We start from the raw sequence: 19,185 nt of genomic DNA, 5'->3' as shown, positions 1-19,185 counted from the left end.
CCAGAAAGGTCAGATGACGATGCTGCGCACCATGATGAAGTCCAAGATCCACCGGGCCACCGTGACCCAGGCGGACCTGCACTACGTCGGCTCCGTGACGATCGACGAGGACCTCCTGGAGGCCTCCGACCTGCTCCCCGGCGAGCTGGTCCACATCGTCGATGTCACCAACGGCGCTCGGCTCGAGACCTACACGATCGCGGGCGAGCGCGGCTCCGGCGTGATCGGCATCAACGGTGCCGCCGCGCACCTGGTGCACCCCGGCGACCTCGTCATCATCATCGGCTACGGCCAGATGAGCACCGAGGAGGCCAAGGAGCACCGTCCCCACGTCGTGTTCGTCGACAAGGACAACAAGATCATGGCGACCGGCTTCGACCCGGCCGAGACCTTCGGCGACGCGACCCTGCAGCGCGGCGACGCGGTGGCCGCGCGCTGATGACACCTGGAGGACGTCTTCCCGGGCGACTGACCTCGCCCGCTCCCGGGTGGGCCACCGAGGCCGACGTGGTCGTGGTCGGCTCCGGCATCGCCGGTCTGACCGCCGCGTTGCGACTGCGCGAGCACGTCGACAAGGTCCTCGTGGTCACCAAGGACGTCCTCAACGCGGGCTCCACCCAGTGGGCTCAGGGCGGCATCGCCGCCGCGCTCGGCGAGGGCGACACCCCCGCCCAGCACGAGCGCGACACCCTCGTCGCGGGCGCCGGCGCCTGTGACGCGGACGCCGTACGCGTCCTGGTCACCGAGGGCCCCGAGGCGGTCCGCGAGCTGATCGCGCTCGGCACCAACTTCGACCACGCCGCCGACGGGTCGCTGTCGCTGACCCGCGAGGGCGGCCACCACCGCGACCGCATCGCCCACGCCGGCGGAGACGCCACCGGCGCCGAGATCCAGCGCGCGCTGATCGCCGCGATCGAGGCCGCACCCGACGTCGAGGTCATCCAGCACGCGCTGGCCGTCGACCTCCAGCTCGGCACCGACAGCAGCGGTACGACGGGCGTCGCCGGCCTCACGCTCCACGTGATCGGCGAGGGCGAGCGCGACGGCGTCGGCGCGGTCCGCTGCCGGGCGGTCGTGCTGGCCTCCGGCGGCTTCGGGCAGGTCTTCAGCCAGACCACCAACCCGGCCGTCTCGACCGGCGACGGCATGGCGCTCGCGCTGCGCGCCGGCGCGACCCTGCGCGACCTGGAGTTCGTGCAGTTCCACCCCACCGTGATGTACCTCGGCCCCGACTCCCGCGGCCAGCAGCCCCTCATCTCCGAGGCCGTGCGCGGCGAGGGCGCGTTCCTCGTCGACTTCGAGGGCAACCGGTTCATGCAGGGCGTCCACGAGCTCGCCGACCTCGCCCCGCGCGACGTCGTGGCCAAGGCGATCATGAAGCGGATGCTCGAGACCGGCCACCCGCACATGTGGCTCGACGCGCGCCACCTCGGCGCCGAGTTCTGGGAGAAGCGCTTCCCCACCATCCTGGCCACCGCCCGCTCCCACGGCGTCGACCCGGTCACCGAGCTGATCCCCGTCGCGCCTGCCTGCCACTACGTCTCGGGCGGCGTGCGCACCGACCTCGACGGCCGCTCAGGCGTACCGGGTCTGTACGCCAGCGGTGAGGTCGCCTGCTCCGGCGTCAACGGCGCCAACCGGCTCGCCTCCAACTCCCTGCTCGACGGCCTGGTCTTCGCCCGCCGCATCGCCACGGTGCTGCCCGGCGAGCTCGGCGAGTGGCGCACCGTCGACGAGGACCGGCGTACGGCGGGCCTCGTGGCCGGCTCCGCGCGCAGCGAGCTCCAGGAGACGATGACCTCCCGCGTCGGCGTGCTCCGGACCGCCCCCGGCCTGGCCGATGCGGCCGCCCTGCTGGACAAGCTCGCCGACCAGACCGCCGACGCCGTCGACCAGGAGTCGTGGGAGACCACCAACCTGCTCACCATCGCGACGGCCCTGACAGCCGCCGCCGGCACCCGCGAGGAGACCCGCGGCTCGCACTGGCGCGAGGACCACCCCGAGCGCGACGACGAGCGGTGGGCCGGGCACTTCGACGTACGTGCCACCGACGGCCGCCTCGACGTCGAGTTCGTGCCCTCGCCCTCGACCGACCCCAGCACCCAGGAGAACGCATGATCGCGCGGACGCCGTACGCCGACCTGCCGGCCGACCTCCTCGCCGAGATCGAGGCCGCGGGCCTGGACCCGAGGGCGATCTACGAGCACGTCGCGCTGGCTTTCGACGAGGACCTGCCCGGTGGCGTCGACGACGTCACCAGCGCCGCGATGCCGGACATGGGCGTCGCCATCGCCGACTTCAACGCCCGTGAGCCGGGCGTCGTCGCGGGCCTGGCGATCGCGGAGCTGGCGTTCCGCTACGCGCTCGGCGACACGGTCATCCTCTCCGGCCGGATGGCCGACGGCACCCACGTAGAGCCGGGCGACGTCGTCCTCACGGCCGAGGGCCCGGTCAAGGGCGTGCTGACCGCCGAGCGCACCGCGCTCAACTTCGCCTCGCACCTCTCCGGCGTGGCGACCGCCACCGCGCTGTGGGTGCGCGCGCTCGACGGAACGCGTGCGAAGGTCCTCGACACCCGCAAGACCCTTCCCGGCTGGCGTGCCCTGCAGAAGTACGCCGTGCGCTGCGGCGGCGGCGTCAACCACCGCTTCAGCCTGGTCGACCGCGCCATGGTCAAGGACAACCACGCCGTCGCGGCCGGCGGTGTCGTGCCGGCGTACCAGGCCGTGGTGGCCGCCAACCCCGGCCTGCGGGTCGAGGTCGAGGTGACCGACCTCGACGAGCTGCGGGCGATCCTCGCGGCCGGCTGCGTGGAGGTCCTGCTCGACAACATGTCCAACGACGAGCTGACCGAGGCGGTCGCGATCCGCGACGAGCTCGCGCCCACGGCCACCCTGGAGGCCTCCGGCGGCCTCACCCTCGACCGCGCCAAGGAGGTCGCCGCCACCGGTGTCGACTTCATCTCCGTCGGCGCGCTGACCCACTCGGTGAAGGTCTTCGACCTCGGCCTGGACTTCCGCGAGGCCTGAGCCGTGCTGCTCGCCGCCGACATCGGCAACGCCCACACCGTCCTCGGCCTGCTCGAGGGCGGCGAGGTCGTGCGCGACTGGCGCGTCTCGACCGATCCGCGCCGCACCGCCGACGAGTGGGGCGTGCTGCTGCGTGGCCTGCTCGGCCACCGGGCCGAGAAGGTGGACGGCATCGCGGTGTGCGCGACCGTCCCGTCGGTCCTCAACGAGTGCCGCGAGATGCTCGCGCGCCACTTCGAGCACATCCCGCACCTGATCGTCGAGCCCGGCGTCCGCACCGGTGTCGCCGTCCAGGTCGACAACCCGCGCGAGGTCGGCACCGACCGGATCGTCAACGCGCTCGCCGCCGCCCAGCTCGGCAGCCCCGCGATCGTCGTCGACTTCGGCTCCACCGCGACGACCTACGACGTCATCGACGCGCAGGGCCGGTACGTCGGTGGCGCGATCACGCCCGGCATCGAGGTCTCGCTCGCCGCGCTGAGCCGCGCGGGCGCGCAGCTGCGCCAGGTCGAGCTGGTCCGTCCGCGCGGAGTGATCGGCAAGAACACCGTGGAGGCGCTGCAGTCGGGAATGGTGTTCGGTGCAGCCGCCCAGGTCGAGGGGATGGTCGCTCGTCTGACCGCCGCCCTCGGTGCGGATGCCGCGGAGACGGCCGTCATCGCGACCGGATATCTCGCGCCCGTGGTGATCGAGGAGTGCTCCTGCTTCACCCTGCACCGGCCGTTCCTGACCCTGGAAGGGCTCGCGCAGGTATTCGCGCGCAATTCCCGTACCTGAAGGGCGTCATTAACAAGGCGTAATCCTGACCATTTGTGCTAATCAACATTTATGGCAAACTCCGTGCGGGGTCGGAAATCGGGTCCCGACTATCAGCGCCGAATTCAATAGGAGTAAAAGCCAATGGCTCAGAAGGTCAATATCGTCCTGGTGGACGACATCGACGGAAGCGACGCCACCCAGACCGTCACCTTCGGGTTGGACGGGGCGACGTACGAGATCGACCTGAATGACGAGCACGCGGCCCAGCTGCGCGATGCCCTCGCGGCCTACGTCGGCAACGCGCGGAAGGTCGGCCGGGCGGGGGCCCGGCGTACGACCAAGGCGTCCTCGGGGGACGGCGCCTCTGCCAAGGAGGTCCGCGAGTGGGCCAAGTCCAACGGGTACGACGTGCCCGAGCGCGGCCGCATCCCCGCCGAGATCCGTGAGGCGTTCGACGCCGCCAGCTGATCGAACCCGCGCTGCCGGTGGCCGCCGACCTCGTCGGTGGCCACCGACTCGTTTTTTCCTGGCGTGTTCGCTGTGAGCGCACGCCCGGGATGTGGCATCCGGGAACGCGTAGGCTGCTTCTCGGGTTGTCTCCGTAGTGACCCCGGAGTCTGGAGGAACGAACATGTTCGAGCGGTTCACCGATCGTGCGCGACGCGTCGTGGTGCTGGCCCAAGAAGAGGCCCGCATGCTGTCGCACAACTACATCGGGACCGAGCACATCCTGCTCGGCCTGATCCACGAGGGTGAGGGAGTCGCCGCCAAGGCGCTCGAGTCGCTCGACATCTCGCTGGAGGCGGTGCGCGCGCAGGTCGAGGAGATCATCGGCCAGGGCCAGCAGGCCCCGTCCGGCCACATCCCCTTCACCCCGCGCGCCAAGAAGGTGCTCGAGCTGTCCCTGCGCGAGGCGCTGCAGCTCGGCCACTCCTACATCGGCACCGAGCACATCCTGCTCGGCCTCATCCGTGAGGGCGAGGGCGTGGCCGCCCAGGTGCTGCAGAAGCTCGGCGCCGACCTCAACCGCGTGCGCCAGCAGGTCATCCAGCTGCTCTCCGGCTTCCAGGGCAAGGAGTCCGGCCAGCAGACCGCCGGCGCGACGACCGGTGCCGGCACCGACGCGCCGTCGTCGAGCCTGGTGCTCGACCAGTTCGGCCGCAACCTCACCCAGGACGCCCGCGAGGGCAAGCTCGACCCCATCATCGGTCGCCACCAGCAGATCGAGCGGGTCATGCAGGTGCTGTCCCGGCGTACCAAGAACAACCCCGTCCTCATCGGCGAGCCCGGTGTCGGCAAGACCTCGATCGTCGAGGGCCTGGCCCAGGACATCGTCAAGGGCAACGTCCCCGAGACGCTCAAGGACAAGCAGATCTACACCCTCGACCTGGGTGCGTTGGTCGCCGGCTCCCGCTACCGCGGTGACTTCGAGGAGCGCCTGAAGAAGGTGCTCAAGGAGATCAAGACCCGCGGCGACATCGTGCTGTTCATCGACGAGATCCACACCCTCGTCGGTGCCGGCGCGGCCGAAGGCGCGATCGACGCCGCCTCGATCCTGAAGCCGATGCTGGCCCGCGGCGAGCTGCAGACGATCGGCGCCACGACCCTCGACGAGTACCGCAAGTACCTCGAGAAGGACGCCGCGCTCGAGCGCCGCTTCCAGCCGATCCAGGTGCCCGAGCCGTCCATCGCGGACACCATCGAGATGCTCAAGGGCATCCGGGACCGCTACGAGGCGCACCACCGCGTCACCATCACCGACGAGGCCCTGGTCTCGGCGGCGACGCTGGCCGACCGCTACATCTCCGACCGGTTCCTTCCCGACAAGGCGATCGACCTCATCGACGAGGCCGGCTCGCGCCTGCGCATCCGCCGGATGACCGCGCCCGCCGACCTGCGTGAGTACGACGAGAAGATCGCCGACGTGCGCCAGCGCAAGGAGGGCGCGATCGACGGCCAGGACTTCGAGGCCGCCGCCCGCCTGCGCGACGAGGAGAAGAACCTCATCCTGGCCAAGGCCGAGCGCGAGAAGCAGTGGCGCTCGGGTGACATGGACGAGGTCGCCGAGGTCGATGAGGAGCTCATCGCCGAGGTCCTCGCGGTCGCCACCGGCATCCCGATCGTCAAGCTCTCCGAGGAGGAGTCGACCCGGCTGCTCAAGATGGAGGACGAGCTGCACAAGCGCGTCATCGGGCAGGACGAGGCCGTCAAGGCGCTGTCCCGCGCGATCCGGCGTACGCGTGCCGGCCTGAAGGACCCCAAGCGTCCCGGCGGCTCCTTCATCTTCGCCGGCCCCTCCGGTGTCGGTAAGACCTGGCTGTCCAAGACCCTGGCCGAGTTCCTGTTCGGCGACGAGGACGCGCTGATCCAGCTCGACATGTCCGAGTTCGGCGAGAAGCACACCGTCTCGCGGCTGTTCGGCTCGCCTCCGGGCTACGTCGGCTACGAGGAGGGCGGCCAGCTCACCGAGAAGGTCCGCCGCAAGCCGTTCTCCGTGGTGCTCTTCGACGAGGTCGAGAAGGCTCACCCGGACATCTTCAACAGCCTGCTGCAGATCCTCGAGGAAGGTCGCCTGACCGACTCGCAGGGCCGCGTGGTCGACTTCAAGAACACCGTCATCATCATGACCACGAACCTCGGTTCGAGGGACATCGGCAAGAGCGTCGGCCTGGGCTTCAACTCGGGTGACGCCGCCGGCTCCTACGACCGGATGAAGGCGAAGGTCTCCGACGAGCTCAAGCAGCACTTCCGGCCCGAGTTCCTCAACCGCGTCGACGAGATCATCGTGTTCCCGCCGCTGTCGCAGGAGCAGATCATCGCGATGGTCGACAACATGATCGCCGCCGTCGAGGTCCGCCTCAAGGATCGCGACATGCAGCTCGAGCTCACCCAGGCGGCCAAGAACCTCCTGGCCGAGCGCGGCTTCGACCCGGTCCTCGGTGCCCGCCCGCTGCGTCGTACCGTCCAGCGCGAGATCGAGGACGTGCTGGCCGAGAAGATGCTGTACGGCGAGGTCGGCCCCGGCCAGATCATCCTGGTCGGCGTCGAGGGCGAGGGCGCGGCTGCGACCTTCACCTTCAAGGGCCAGAAGGTCAGCGAGCTGCCCGACCTCCCGCCGCTGGAGACGGTGCCGGACCCGTCGGAGGGCTGATCTGCTTCGACCACAACGGGTGGGCTGGGTGTCATCTCGTGACACCCAGCCCACCCGTTGGCGTTCCGCGGGAGGTCACGCATCCACGGCGCTTCGTCTGACCTCCGCGGGCACGGAGTCGACCGCCTGGGTGACGGTGTTGGTGGCCCGGAAGGCGAGTGGCCGTTGAGGGACGTGCGCTCCTCGTCGACCTGCGCGGCGTCGCGGGCGCTGAGGCCGTCCCACGCGATGAGCGTCGCTCCGGATCGCCCGGCCGTGGCCGGATCAAGGCAGCCGGTAGAAGCCGTCGTCGGAGGCGGCCAGGCCGTCCGCGAGCAGCGAGCCCAGGCAGCGCTCCCGCTGCACGTCGTCCTCCCAGACCATGTCGAGGCGGCTCTTGGGCACGCTGCCGTCGGCGTCGCGCAGCACTGCGAGCAGCTTGCCGCGGACCATGCGGTCGGTGCCGGCGTACGTCTGCACGGGCCGGGGAGGTCCATCGTACGCCGGGCGGCCGGCCCGGTTCCAGGCACACAGGTCGCTGACGGGGCAGGTGTCGCAGCGGGGCCGGGCGGCGCTGCAGACGAGGGCGCCCAGCTCCATCACCGCGACCGACCAGGTGGCAGCGGTCGGTGCGTCCTCGGGAAGGACCGTGGCCGCGAGGTCGCGCTCGGCCTTGTTGACCGAGCGGGCCGGGAACTCGACGCCGGAGAGCGCGCGGGCGAGCACCCGCCGGACGTTGGTGTCGAGCACGACCTGGCGGCGGCCGAACGCGAAGGACGCGATCGCGGCGGCGGTGTAGTCGCCGACGCCGGGCAGCGCGATCAGCTCGTCGTACGTGCTCGGCACCTCGCCGCCGTGGTCGGCCAGGATCGCCTGCGCGGCGGCGTGCAGGCGGAGCGCACGACGCGGGTAGCCGAGGCGACCCCAGGCGCGCACCGCTTCGCCGCTCGGCTCCTGCGCGAGGGCCGCCGGTGTCGGCCAGCGCTCCATCCAGGCCTCGTGCACCGGGAGGACGCGGACGACCGGCGTCTGCTGGAGCATCAGCTCGGAGACCATCACCGACCAGGCCGTCGCCTGGGGTCCACGCCACGGCAGCTCGCGGGCGGCGCCGGCGTACCAATCGAGGATCGGTGTGACGAGCGCGTGCATGCCTGCATGGTGCCTCCCGGCGCGGGTCCGCAGATCGGCGGGTCCGGCTCATTAGCGTGGATGCCATGTCGGCAAGCAAGACCCTGTCCCCGAAGGGTCCGTTGCCGCCGGGGGTCTACTGGCGTCGTCGTCTGGTCCTCGCGGTGGGCGGTCTGGTCCTGATCTTCGTGTTCGCGCACCTGGTCGGCGGCTCCGGTGGCTCGGCCAAGAACCCGGTCGCGCAGCAGGCTGGTGCCGCCATCACCCCGACGCCGTCCGCGTCTCCGAGCGCTGGGGCGACGACGGGCGTGGTCCCGCCGAAGAGCACTCCGACGGCGGTGAAGACCTCGACCGCGCCGTTGGTGCTCGCGGCTCCGAGCGGTAGCTGCTCGCCGAGCGACATCAATGTGGTGCCGTCCGTCCCGCGAGCGGTCGCCGGCGGCAACGTCACCCTGAGCTTCGCGCTGCAGACGCGGACCAACCCGGCCTGCACCTGGCAGATGACGCCGCAGACCCTGGCCGTGAAGATCACCAGGGGCGGCAAGGCGATCTGGACCAGCCAGCAGTGCGCGCGCGAGCTGCCCACCCGATCGGTGGTCATCCGTAACGTGGTGCCGACGATCGTCACGATGGTCTGGAACGGCCACGTCTCGACCGAGGGCTGCCGTGCCCGAAGCCCGTGGGCCAAGGCCGGCCACATGATGCTCTGGGCCGCCGCGCTCGGCGGTCCGCCCGCCCACGCGGCCTTCGACCTCGTGCTTCCCTCTGCCGCGACCGCCCCGGCCACGCCGACCCCGTCCGTCACTCCGCGGGCCAACCCCACGGCCGGCGCCACCGCATCGCCCACCGGTGAGCCGCGGCGTCGCCCGGCCGTCGACCCGAACAACGCCGACTGAGCCTGTTCTCGTCGTTGGTTGAGCAGCGGCGTGTCGAAACCGACCTGGCAGGGTTGTTTGGACCGCAGAATGTCGCGAGTGGCGCTCGCGGCGGCCCTTTGCGGGTGATGCGGTGAGTCGGCGACCGGGTCTCGATACGCGGGTCGCCGCCTCGTTCCTCGGCGGCGCCGCTACTCGACCTGGCGCCTGATCCGCGACCTCGCAAGCTCGGTCGCGGCGGCACTCAGACGTAGCGCTCGAGGATCGTCGACTCGGCGAGGCGGGACAGGCCCTCACGGACCGATCGGGCCCGCAGCTCGCCGACACCCTCGACGGCCTGGAGGTCGTCGATGCCCGCGGAGAGGAGCTTCTGCAGGGTGCCGAAGTGGTCGACGAGGTTCTCGACGACGGCGGCGGGCAGACGCGGGACCTTGGCCAGCAGCCGGTAGCCGCGGGGGGCGATGGCACCATCGAGGTGCTCGCCGCCGGCGATGCCGAGGACCTTGGCGACCGAGCCCGGGTCGACCAGCTCGGTGGCGGAGAGCTCGCCGAGCTTGTCGAGCAGGTCGCCGGGCTCGCGGCTGCGCTTCCGTGAGGGGACGTAGTCGCGGATCATCAGCTCGCGCTCCTGATCGACACCGGTGACCAGCTCCTCCAGCTGCAGCGAGAGCAGGCGGCCGTCGGTGCCGAGCTCGAGGACGTAGTCCTCGATCTCGCGGGCGATCCGGGTGACCATCTCCAGGCGCTGCGCCACGACGGCGACGTCGCGCACGGTGACGAGGTCCTCGATCTCGAGCGCCGACAGGGTCGAGGAGACCTCGTCGAGACGGAGCTTGTAGCGCTCCAGCGTCGCCAGTGCCTGGTTGGCGCGCGACAGGATCTGACCGGAGTCCTCGAGCACGTGGCGGGTCTCTCCGACGTACGCCGCGATGATCTGCATCGACTGCGACACCGAGATGACCGGGAAGCCGGTCTGCTTGGCGACACGGTTGGCCGTGCGGTGACGGGTGCCCGTCTCCTCGGTGTGGATGCTCGGGTCGGGCATCAGGTGGACGGCTGCGCGGATGACCCGCGTCAGGTCGCTGTCGATGATGATCGCGCCATCCATCTTGGCCAGCTCGCGCATGCCGGTGGCGGTGAAGGGCACGTCGAGCTGGAAGCCGCCGCTGGCGATCTGCTCGACGACGCGGTCGTGGCCGAGCACGATCAGCGCGCCGGTGCGGCCGCGCAGGATGCGCTCGAGCCCGTCGCGGAGGGCGGTGCCGGGCGCGATCAGGGCGAGGGTCTCCCGCAGCCGGATCTCGTCGCTGCTGTCGGGGATCACAGGCAGACTCTAGCGATCGCTGTCACGACGCTCAGCGAGTTGGACAACCTCGCCGTCGCGCGGACCGCGCGGTTGGATCCGCGACATCCGCAGACCGGCCAGCGTCTGCAGCAGATCGGGCGCCTCGATGACTCGCATGTCGGCCACCCGCCGCTCCTTGACCGAACGTCGATCGGTGCCGGTCGCCGGCACGATCGCGACCTTGAAGCCGAGTCGGGACGCCTCGGCGATGCGCTGGTCGACGTCGCGTGCGGGGCGAAGCTCACCCGACAGGCCGATCTCGCCGATCGCCACCACCCCCGCCGGCGGCGGGCTGCCCATGTGGGCCGAGGCCAGCGCGACGGCGAGCGCGAGGTCGCTGCCCGGGTCGGTCAGCCTCGCCCCACCGACGGTGGACGCGAAGACGTCGAACTGGTGGAACGCGAGCCCGCAGTGCTGCTGCAGCACCGCGAGGACCATCGCCAGGCGCGAGCCGTCCAACCCCGAGGTCGTACGCCGGGGCCGGTCGGTGGGCGACATCGTGACGAGGGCCTGCACCTCGGCCAGCATGGGCCGTCGCCCCTCCATCGTCACCGCGATGCAGGTGCCGGGCACGCGGGAGTGGTGGCGCTCGACGAAGAGGCCGGTTGGGTCCTCGACGGCCTTGATGCCGTCGCTGCCGAGGTCGAAGCAGCCGACCTCGTCGACGGGGCCGAAGCGGTTCTTCACGGCGCGCAGCATGCGGAAGCGGGAGTTGGTGTCGCCCTCGAAGTGCAGGACCACGTCGACGAGGTGCTCGAGCACGCGTGGGCCGGCGATCGTGCCGTCCTTGGTGACGTGGCCGATCATGACGATCGAGATGTTGCGGGTCTTCGCGACGCGCACCAGCGCCTGTGCCACCTCGCGCACCTGGGTGACGCCTCCGGGCACGCCGTCGACGCCGGCAGCGCCGATGGTCTGGACCGAGTCGACCACGACCATCGAGGGCCGCACCTGCTCGACATGGGTCAGCACCGCGCCGAGATCGGTCTCGGCGGCGAGGTAGAGCTCGTCGTGGACGCCGCCCGTCCGGTCGGCCCGCAGCCGCACCTGCGCCGCGGACTCCTCACCGGTGACGTAGAGCGTGCGCTGCCCCTGCTCGGCGACGCGGGCGGCGACCTCGAGCAGCAGGGTCGACTTGCCGACGCCGGGCTCGCCGGCCAGCAGCACGGCGGCGCCCGGCACCAGCCCACCGCCGAGCACGCGGTCGAGCTCGGCCACCCCGGACCTGGTGTGCACGGCGCGATCGGCCGAGACCTTCCCGATCGGCACCGCGGGGGCGGTCACGGCCGTGGCCGGCGTACGGCCTCCGACGCCGGCGGCGACCGTGGCCTGCTCGGCCACCGAGCCCCAGGCCTGGCACTCGCCGCACCGGCCCACCCACTTGGCCGTGGTCCACCCGCACTCGGCGCAGCGGAACGTCGAGCGAGGAGCCTTGGTCGAAGCCATGCGCACACGCTAGGCGAGGCCACCGACACAGCTGGGGATCGGGCCGCTTCGGTTCGGCGCCCCGGCGAGCAACGATGGAGGGATGACCGACCACATCGAGCAGATCGTCGTCGTCGGCGCGGGCCTCGCCGGCGCCAAGGCCGTGGAGGCCCTCCGGGCCGAGGGGTACGCCGGTGGCGTGACCCTCGTCGGCAAGGAGCCGGATCCGCCGTACGAGCGCCCGCAGCTCTCCAAGGACCTCCTGATCGACGACAAGGAGTTCGCGCTCACCCACGACGCGCAGTGGTACGCCGACCACGACGTCACCCTGCGCACGGCCACCACCGCGACGGCGATCGACGTCGCCAGCAGCACCGTCGCGCTCGCCGACGGCGACGTCCTCCCGTTCGACCGGCTGCTGCTCGCGACCGGCGCCAGCCCGCGACGGATCGACATCCCGGGAGCCGACACCGCCCAGGTCCTGCGCACGATCACCGACGCCCGCAACATCAAGGACCAGCTGACCGAGGGCAAGCACCTGGTCCTGGTGGGCGGTGGCTGGATCGGCCTCGAGCTCGCGGCCGCCGCCAGGAGCAGAGGGGCGCAGGCCACCGTGCTGGAGGCCGCCGACCTCCCGCTGCGCAACCTCCTCGGTCAGCAGCTCGCCGAGCACCTGGTCGAGATCCACCGGCGCCACGGGGTCGACGTCCGTACCGACGTCAAGGTGGAGCGCATCGACGCCGATGGCGTCACGACGACAGAGGGGAGGATCGACGCCGACCTCGTCGTCCTCGCCGTCGGCGCGACCCCCGACACCCGGCTCGCCGAGGACGCCGGCCTGCGGGTCGACAACGGCATCGTCACCGACCAGCACCTGCGCACCTCCGCGCCGCACGTGTACGCCGCCGGCGACGTCGCCCGCGCCGAGCACACCGTCCTGGGCCCCCTGCGCGTGGAGCACTGGGACAACGCGAAGCGGCAGGGCGAGCTGGCCGCGCGGAACATGCTCGGTGGCAACGCGGCGTACGACTGGGCGCCGTACTTCTTCACCGACCAGTTCGAGCTCTCGATGGAGTACGTCGGCCACGCGGCCCCCGACGACGTCGTCGAGATCCGCGGCGACCTCGAGAACGACAAGTTCATCGCCTACTGGCTGCGCAACGACGTCGTGACCGCCGCGATGAACGTCGGCATCTGGGACGTCAACGACCAGCTGCGCGCCCTGGTCGGACAGCGGTTCCGGCCGATCGAGACCACAGGTTGACGGCGTAGTCGACCTCGACGCCCTCGTGGTGCGCGAGCGCCAGCTCGGCGGTCGGAGCGTTCAGCTCGATCCGCACCACCGCCTCGAGGTCCTCGCGCGACTCGAAGCGCCAGCCCATGTCGACGCGGTCCAGGGTGAAGCCCTGCAGGGTCCAGAACCGCTCGATCTCGGTCGGTGGGGGCAGGTGCGGGTAGCCGCGGCGGAACCACGCCCCGAACGTCGACCGTGAGCCATCGTTGTCGATCACCAACGCCACCCCTCCCGGCCGCAGCACGCGCGCGACCTCGGCCAGCCCCGGCTCGCAGCCCGGCCCGAAGAAGTAGGCCCAGCGAGCGTGCACCACGTCCACGCTCGCGGCGGGCAGCGGGATCGCCTGTGCGGTGCCGACCGAGAGCGACACGTTCGACAACGCACGCGTACGCCGACCCGCGACCTTCAGCAGTCCCGCATGCGGCTCCACGCCGATGACGCGGCGCGCGGTGGAGGCGAAGAGCGGCAGGTGGAAGCCGGTGCCGCAGCCGAGGTCGAGCACCACCCGGTCGTCCCAGGACGCCCGCGCCCGCATGGCGGCCCAGAGGCGACCGTCGGGGTCGGCGGCCCGGTTCTCGATCTCGTACGTCGAGGTGTGCCGCCAGATGTTGGGGCTCTCGATCGCGCCCGCGGGGAGGGTCAGATCCGGACCAGGCCGTTGGGCGTCTGGACCTGGACGGCCAGGATGCCCGGGGTGCCGTGCGGGGCGACCCACTCGACCTTGACGTCCTCGAGGGGCGCCTCGACGGTCTCGCCGAGCCACTCGCTGACCCGCTGCGGGTCGCCGGCGATCTCGAGCGCGGCCAGCGAGGCCGAGCCGTCGGCACCGGCCGAGGGGTGCAGCTCGGGGCCGGACTCCCACTGGATGAAGAAGGGCAGCTGCGGGTCGGCGATCAGGCCGCTGGTGCCCATCTGGTGCCAGCGCAGCTCGACACCATCGGGGCGGTGCCGGCTGCCCTGCGCCGGCGTGCGACCGAGGCGCTCGGCATGCACCGAGATGTCGGGCACGGCGACGGCCCAGCCGAGCCAGCCGCCGCCGAGGGCGGAGCGGGCCTTGACGGCCTGGCCGAAGGCGGCCTTCTCGGAGGCCGGGTGGTCGAGCGCCTCGACGACCTCGATGTAGGTGCCGCCGCCCAGGGGGAGGATGCGGTTCTGGGTGCCGAAGCGCGGGTGCACGCCTCCGTCCACGAACTCGAGCCCGAGTGCTTCGCCCAGCCGCTCGGCGGTCTTGGCGAGGCCGTCAGGGCCGGCGGCGTAGGAGAGGTGGTCCAGGCGCATGTCGACATTCTTGACCCGAGGTCGCCCGGCTCACACATCGGGGGTCGGGTCTCTTGATGTCGAGACGACGCGCTACCTAGCGCGGATCGGCCGGGTGCAGCGCGAGAGCCGACCGCGAACGCAGGTGCGCCTCGCAGTGGCGGACCAGCTCGTCGTACGCCGCCTGTCCCATCAGCGCGACCAGCTCGGCCTCGTTGGTGAGGTAGACCGGCTCCATGGCGACGTGAGCCTCGGTGTTGCCCGAGCAGTACCAGTCCAGGTCGTGGCCGCCGACGCCCCAGCCGCGGCGGTCGTACTCGCCGATCGAGACCTCCGTGTACGCCGTCCCGTCGGTCAGCTCCACGTTGCGGAACGTACGCCGGATCGGCAGCTGCCAGCACACGTCCGGCTTGGTCTCCAGGGGGTTGCGTCCCTGCTGCAGCGCGAGCAGGTGCAGCGCGCAGCCGGAGCCGGCGGCGAAGTCGTCGCGGTTGTGGAAGACGCAGGCGCGCTGGCCGCCGACCTCGTGGGCGCGGGTCTTGCGCTCGCCGTCCTCGTCCTTCTCGACCCAGTCCTTGCGCTTGACCGACCGGCCCCCTGAGGAGCTGGCGGGGTGGAACTGCCACTGCTCCGGCGTGAGCTGGTCGACGAACCCGGCGACCCGGTCCTCGTCCTCGGTGCCGGAGAAGTGCGCGCCGAGCGTGCAGCAGCCGACGTCGGGGGAGTCGGCGTAGATCCCCTTGCAGCCGCCTCCGAAGATGCAGGTGAACGACGAGGTCAACCAGGTCAGGTCACAGCGCATCCGCTCGGACGGGTCATCAGGATTGACGAACTCCACGTAGGCACGGGGGAAATCCAGGTCGACCTCAGGCACCGGCACACCCTAGTGCGAGGCCCGCACTATCGTGGGTCCCATGCGGCTGGGTGTGCTGGACATCGGCTCGAACACCGGGCACCTCCTGGTGGTCGACGCCCACGACGGCGCGGCCCCGCTGCCGGCGTACTCCTACAAGGAGCCGCTGCGCCTGGCCGAGCACCTCGACCCCGACGGCGACGTCTCGCAGACCGGCATCGACGCGCTCGCCGCGTTCACCGCGCAGGCACTCGTGGTGGCCGAGGAGAAGGGCTGCGAGGAGATGCTCAGCTTCGCGACCTCCGCGGTTCGCGACGCCGGCAACTCCGACGCCGTCCTCACCCACGTCCGCGAGCGCACGGGCGTCGACATCCCGGTGCTCTCGGGTGAGGACGAGGCCCGGCTGACCTTCCTCGCCGTACGCCGGTGGTTCGGCTGGTCCGCCGGCCGACTGATCGTCTTCGACATCGGCGGTGGCTCGCTGGAGATCGCGGCCGGTGCCGACGAGCGGCCCGACGTCGCGCAGTCCCTGCCCCTGGGCGCCGCGCGGCTGGCGCAGCGCTACTTCGACGGCCGCAGCGTCACCCGGATCGACGAGCCCGACCTGCGGGCGATCCGTCGCCAGATCCGGGCCGACCTCGCCAAGGACGCCGGCCACGTGCTGCGCGCGGGGGCCACCCACCGCGCGGCGGCGACCTCCAAGACGTTCCGCTCGCTGGCCCGTATCTGCGGGGCGGCGCCGTCCGGCGACGGCCCCCTCGCCCCCCGCGCGCTGCCGCTCGACGAGCTGCGCTCCTGGATCCCCAAGCTGGTCGCCATGTCGCCTGCCGAGCTGGCCGAGCTGCCGGGCGTCTCGCCGAGCCGCACCCACCAGATCGTGCCGGGCGCGCTCGTCGCCGAGGCGTGCATGGACATCTTCGGCGAGGACCGTCTCGAGATCTGTCCGTGGGCGCTGCGCGAGGGCGTCATCCTCGAGCGCATCGACAAGCTGAGCGTCACCGACGAGGAGTGAGCGTGAGCGCGGGGTCGATCAAGGTCGGGCTGTCCACCGTCTCGGTGTACCCCGAGTCGACCGCGCACGGCTTCCGCTACGCCGCCGAGCTCGGCTACGACTCCGTCGAGGTGATGGTCGGCACCGACGCCATCTCCCAGCAGACCAGCGCCGTACGCCAGCTCTCCGACCACCACGAGATCCCGATCAGCGCGGTCCACGCTCCGTGCCTGTTGTTCACGCAGCGGGTCTGGGGCATCGAGCCCTGGGGCAAGCTGCAGCGCTCGGCCGAGATGGCGACCGCGGTCGGTGCTGAGGTCGTCGTCGTGCACCCGCCGTTCCGCTGGCAGAAGGAGTACGCCGCCGAGTTCGTCAACGGGATCGCGGCGCTCGAGGAGTCCAGCGGCATCCGGTTCGCGGTCGAGAACATGTATCCCTGGCGCGCGCAGAAGCGCCAGGTGCCGATGTACCTCCCCGGCACCGATCCGTCCCGCGAGCCCTACGCCAACGCCACGATCGACCTCTCCCACGCGGCGATCGCGCGTGACGACGTGATCGAGATGGCCGAGCGCCTGGGCCCACGTCTGCGCCACATCCACCTCACCGACGGCACCGACAACGCCCGCGACGAGCACCTCGTCCCGGGCCGCGGCGACATGCGCGCCGACGCCTTCCTCCGCCATCTCGCGGCCAGCGGCTTCGAGGGCGAGGTCGTCGTCGAGATCAACACCCGCAAGTGCGAGACCGTCGCGCAGCGCGCGGCCGACCTGGCCGAGTCCCTCGCCTTCGCCCGCGAGCACCTGTCGGTGGTCGAACCTGCCGAGGCCCCGGTCGAGCGATGAGCGCCGTCACCGTCGCGGGCCTCACCGTGGTGCGTGGTGGGACCACCGTCCTGGAGGACCTCGACCTCACCGTCGAGCCGGGCGTCACCGGCCTCCTCGGACCGTCCGGCTGCGGCAAGTCGACGCTGCTGCGCTCGATCGTCGGCGTCCAGCGGATCGCCTCGGGCACGGTGACCGTCCTGGGCGAGCCCGCGGGATCGGCCGGTCTGCGGACCCGCGTCGGGTACCTCACCCAGAGCTCCAGCGTGTACGACGACCTCTCGGTCACCGAGAACCTCCGCTTCTTCGCCCGCGTGCTCGGCCGATCGCCCTCCGTCGTCGACGAGACCGTCGAGCTGGTCGACCTCGGCCGCCATCGCGACCAGGTCGTCGGCCGGCTCTCCGGTGGCCAGCGCTCCCGCGTCGGTCTCGCGGCCGCCCTGCTCGGCGACCCCGAGCTGCTGGTGCTCGACGAGCCGACGGTCGGGCTCGACCCGGTCCTGCGCCGCGACCTCTGGGCCGTGTTCCACCGGCTCGCCGCCGACGGCAAGGTGCTGCTCATCTCGAGCCACGTGATGGACGAGGCCGACCGTTGCGACCGCCTGCTGCTGATGCGCGACGGCCGGATCATCGCCCACGACACCCCGGCCGCCGTGAAGGCCGCCGCCGGCGTCGAGACGATCGAGGACGCCTTCCTCGCGTTGGTCGAGGGCCGGTCATGACCCCGCGCATCACCTTCGCCATCACGGCCCGCGTGCTGCGCCAGCTGACCCGCGACCGGCGTACGCTCGCGATCCTGCTCGTCCTGCCGTGCGTCCTGGAGACCCTGCTGTGGTGGATCTTCACGTCGAGCCCGTTCGTCTTCGACCGCGTCGGACCGGCGCTGCTGGCGATCTTCCCGTTCTTCGTGATGTTCCTGGTGACCTCGGTGACGACCCTGCGCGAACGGTCCTCGGGCACCCTCGAGCGGCTGTTCACGCTGCCGATGGGCAAGCTCGACTTCCTGGTCGGCTACGCGCTGGCCTTCGGCCTGGTCGCCGTGCTCCAGGGCGCGCTCGCGGTCGGCGTGACCGTCGGCCTGCTCGACCTCCACGTCGCCGGACCGGTGGCCCTGCTCGGGGTCGTCGGCGTCGCCGACGCCGTCCTGGGCACCGCGCTGGGGCTGTTCGTCTCGGCTTTCGCCCGCACCGAGTTCCAGGCGGTCCAGTTCCTGCCGGCCGTCGTCGTGCCCCAGATCCTGCTGTGCGGTCTGCTCACCCCGCGTGACGCGATGCCGGCGGTGCTGCACGCCGTGTCCGACCTCCTTCCACTGACGTACGCCGTCGACGCGATGAGCCGGCTGGCCTCGACGTCGTCGACGGGGCGGGTGTGGGTCGATCTGTCGGTGGTCGCGGGCTTCGCGCTGGCGGCCCTGTGCCTGGGCGCCGCCACGCTTCGCCGACGCACGGACTGACCGCCTGCCCCAGTAGATTCAGCCCCATGACGCAGATTGCAGTGATCGGTGCGGGGATGATGGGGGAGGCCCTGCTGGCCGGCCTGCTGCGCGCGGGCCACCCCGCCGAGTCCGTGCTGGTGGGGGAGAAGCGCGCCGAGCGCGCCGCCGAGCTGACGGCCGCGCACGGCGTGCGCGTCGTGGACAACCTCGAGGCCGCCGCCGCCGACACGATCCTGCTGGTCGTCAAGCCGCAGGACGTTCCGGCCGTGCTCGGTGAGATCGCCCCGTCGCTCCGCGACGGTCAGCTGCTGATCTCGGTCGCCGCCGGCGTCACCATCGCCGCGCTGGAGGCCCTCGTGCCCGAGGGCGTCGCCGTCGTCCGGGTCATGCCCAACACCCCGGCGCTGGTCGGCCAGGGCATGGCTGCCCTCTCGCCCGGCTCCACGTGCACCGACGAGCAGCTGTCGCACGCGACCGAGCTGCTGGCAGCCGCCGGCCGCGCCGTCGTGGTCCCGGAGAAGCAGCAGGACGCCGTCACCGCGGTGAGCGGCTCCGGCCCGGCGTACGTCTTCCTGGTCGCCGAGGCGATGATCGACGCCGGCGTACGCCTCGGGCTGCCCCGCCCGGTCGCGCGCGAGCTCACCGTGCAGACCCTGCTCGGTGCCGCCACGATGCTCAGCGAGACCGGCGAGCACCCCGCCATCCTCCGCGAGAACGTCACCTCGCCGGGCGGCACGACCGCTGCCGCCCTGGCCACGCTCGAGGCCCACGGCCTGCGGGCGGCGTTCCTCGACGCGCTCGCGGCCGCGCACGACCGGTCGGTGGAGCTCGGGTCGTAGGCGA

General features: G+C 71.6%; 18 protein-coding genes and 1 pseudogene. 13 read left to right on the top strand and 6 right to left on the bottom strand.

Going from position 1 to position 19,185, the window contains the following annotated elements; genetic code table 11:
* Nucleotides 1-19 precede the first annotated feature (19 nt).
* The 6 genes from panD to ACYVJ3_RS02840 all read left to right on the top strand — a co-directional run bounded on the left by panD (nucleotide 20) and on the right by ACYVJ3_RS02840 (nucleotide 6,939).
* Nucleotides 20-439, top strand: coding sequence for an aspartate 1-decarboxylase (panD, locus tag ACYVJ3_RS02865; protein WP_460851100.1), 420 nt, complete (start codon nucleotides 20-22; stop codon nucleotides 437-439).
* Nucleotides 439-2,118: an L-aspartate oxidase gene (locus ACYVJ3_RS02860; RefSeq protein WP_460850972.1), complete on the top strand. Its 1,680-nt coding sequence runs from the start codon at nucleotides 439-441 to the stop codon at nucleotides 2,116-2,118. Before panD ends, ACYVJ3_RS02860 begins: the two co-directional genes overlap by 1 nt.
* Nucleotides 2,115-3,029, top strand: coding sequence for a carboxylating nicotinate-nucleotide diphosphorylase (gene nadC / locus ACYVJ3_RS02855; RefSeq protein ID WP_460850971.1), 915 nt, complete (start codon nucleotides 2,115-2,117; stop codon nucleotides 3,027-3,029). Before ACYVJ3_RS02860 ends, nadC begins: the two co-directional genes overlap by 4 nt.
* Before the next feature lie 3 nt (nucleotides 3,030-3,032).
* Nucleotides 3,033-3,806 (top strand): type III pantothenate kinase, encoded by a 774-nt coding sequence (locus tag ACYVJ3_RS02850; RefSeq protein ID WP_460850970.1) that lies wholly within the window; start codon nucleotides 3,033-3,035, stop codon nucleotides 3,804-3,806.
* Nucleotides 3,807-3,929: 123 nt separating this feature from the next.
* The gene (locus ACYVJ3_RS02845) at nucleotides 3,930-4,256 is read left to right on the top strand and encodes a histone-like nucleoid-structuring protein Lsr2 (RefSeq protein ID WP_460850969.1); all 327 of its coding nucleotides are present in this window, start codon (nucleotides 3,930-3,932) and stop codon (nucleotides 4,254-4,256) included.
* Between the two features lie 163 nt (nucleotides 4,257-4,419).
* Nucleotides 4,420-6,939: an ATP-dependent Clp protease ATP-binding subunit gene (locus tag ACYVJ3_RS02840; RefSeq protein WP_460850968.1), complete on the top strand. Its 2,520-nt coding sequence runs from the start codon at nucleotides 4,420-4,422 to the stop codon at nucleotides 6,937-6,939.
* 264 nt (nucleotides 6,940-7,203) lie between these two features.
* Here ACYVJ3_RS02840 and ACYVJ3_RS02835 read toward each other — a convergent pair whose 3' ends face one another.
* Nucleotides 7,204-8,067 (bottom strand): HhH-GPD family protein, encoded by an 864-nt coding sequence (locus ACYVJ3_RS02835; RefSeq protein WP_460850967.1) that lies wholly within the window; start codon nucleotides 8,065-8,067, stop codon nucleotides 7,204-7,206.
* 65 nt (nucleotides 8,068-8,132) lie between these two features.
* Here ACYVJ3_RS02835 and ACYVJ3_RS02830 point away from each other — a divergent pair, with 65 nt between their 5' ends.
* Nucleotides 8,133-8,942 carry a hypothetical protein gene (locus ACYVJ3_RS02830; RefSeq protein WP_460850966.1) on the top strand — a complete coding sequence of 270 codons (810 nt, stop codon included), beginning with the start codon at nucleotides 8,133-8,135 and terminating at the stop codon, nucleotides 8,940-8,942.
* 223 nt (nucleotides 8,943-9,165) lie between these two features.
* Here ACYVJ3_RS02830 and disA read toward each other — a convergent pair whose 3' ends face one another.
* Together disA and radA are read right to left on the bottom strand one after the other, a co-directional pair.
* Complete coding sequence (gene disA, locus ACYVJ3_RS02825) at nucleotides 9,166-10,245, bottom strand: DNA integrity scanning diadenylate cyclase DisA (RefSeq protein ID WP_460850965.1); 1,080 nt, start codon at nucleotides 10,243-10,245, stop codon at nucleotides 9,166-9,168.
* A 9-nt stretch (nucleotides 10,246-10,254) separates the two neighbouring features.
* Nucleotides 10,255-11,712, bottom strand: a complete 1,458-nt coding sequence (gene radA / locus ACYVJ3_RS02820; RefSeq protein ID WP_460850964.1) for a DNA repair protein RadA — start codon at nucleotides 11,710-11,712, stop codon at nucleotides 10,255-10,257.
* Nucleotides 11,713-11,794: 82 nt separating this feature from the next.
* Here radA and ACYVJ3_RS02815 point away from each other — a divergent pair, with 82 nt between their 5' ends.
* The gene (locus tag ACYVJ3_RS02815; RefSeq protein ID WP_460850963.1) at nucleotides 11,795-12,955 is read left to right on the top strand and encodes an NAD(P)/FAD-dependent oxidoreductase; all 1,161 of its coding nucleotides are present in this window, start codon (nucleotides 11,795-11,797) and stop codon (nucleotides 12,953-12,955) included.
* Here the strand turns inward: ACYVJ3_RS02815 and ACYVJ3_RS02810 are convergent.
* The 3 genes from ACYVJ3_RS02810 to ACYVJ3_RS02800 form a co-directional block, all read right to left on the bottom strand.
* Entirely contained in the window at nucleotides 12,894-13,700 is an 807-nt protein-coding gene (locus ACYVJ3_RS02810; protein WP_460850962.1) for a class I SAM-dependent methyltransferase, read from the bottom strand. The genes ACYVJ3_RS02815 and ACYVJ3_RS02810 overlap by 62 nt on opposite strands.
* Entirely contained in the window at nucleotides 13,625-14,263 is a 639-nt protein-coding gene (locus tag ACYVJ3_RS02805) for a VOC family protein (RefSeq protein WP_460850961.1), read from the bottom strand. Before ACYVJ3_RS02805 ends, ACYVJ3_RS02810 begins: the two co-directional genes overlap by 76 nt.
* 76 nt (nucleotides 14,264-14,339) lie before the next feature.
* Nucleotides 14,340-15,116, bottom strand: a complete 777-nt coding sequence (locus tag ACYVJ3_RS02800; protein ID WP_460850960.1) for a hypothetical protein — start codon at nucleotides 15,114-15,116, stop codon at nucleotides 14,340-14,342.
* A gap of 40 nt (nucleotides 15,117-15,156) precedes the next feature.
* Here ACYVJ3_RS02800 and ACYVJ3_RS02795 point away from each other — a divergent pair, with 40 nt between their 5' ends.
* From ACYVJ3_RS02795 to proC, 5 genes and pseudogenes are all read left to right on the top strand, one after another.
* Nucleotides 15,157-16,107, top strand: coding sequence for a Ppx/GppA family phosphatase (locus ACYVJ3_RS02795; RefSeq protein WP_460850959.1), 951 nt, complete (start codon nucleotides 15,157-15,159; stop codon nucleotides 16,105-16,107).
* Nucleotides 16,108-16,109: 2 nt separating this feature from the next.
* Nucleotides 16,110-16,928 carry a sugar phosphate isomerase/epimerase family protein gene (locus ACYVJ3_RS02790; RefSeq protein ID WP_460850958.1) on the top strand — a complete coding sequence of 273 codons (819 nt, stop codon included), beginning with the start codon at nucleotides 16,110-16,112 and terminating at the stop codon, nucleotides 16,926-16,928.
* Nucleotides 16,925-17,402 (top strand): annotated as a pseudogene (locus ACYVJ3_RS02785) (ABC transporter ATP-binding protein); the annotation flags it as partial. The gene ACYVJ3_RS02790 and the pseudogene ACYVJ3_RS02785, both read left to right, overlap by 4 nt.
* 223 nt (nucleotides 17,403-17,625) lie before the next feature.
* The gene (locus tag ACYVJ3_RS02780; RefSeq protein WP_460850957.1) at nucleotides 17,626-18,360 is read left to right on the top strand and encodes an ABC transporter permease; all 735 of its coding nucleotides are present in this window, start codon (nucleotides 17,626-17,628) and stop codon (nucleotides 18,358-18,360) included.
* A gap of 26 nt (nucleotides 18,361-18,386) precedes the next feature.
* Nucleotides 18,387-19,181, top strand: coding sequence for a pyrroline-5-carboxylate reductase (proC, locus tag ACYVJ3_RS02775; RefSeq protein WP_460850956.1), 795 nt, complete (start codon nucleotides 18,387-18,389; stop codon nucleotides 19,179-19,181).
* The last annotated feature ends 4 nt before the right edge of the window (nucleotides 19,182-19,185 follow it).

This window comes from Nocardioides montaniterrae, assembly GCF_054782655.1.
The sequence above is the reverse complement of the archived record's forward strand: the minus strand, read 5'-3'. Positions and strand labels throughout refer to the sequence as shown.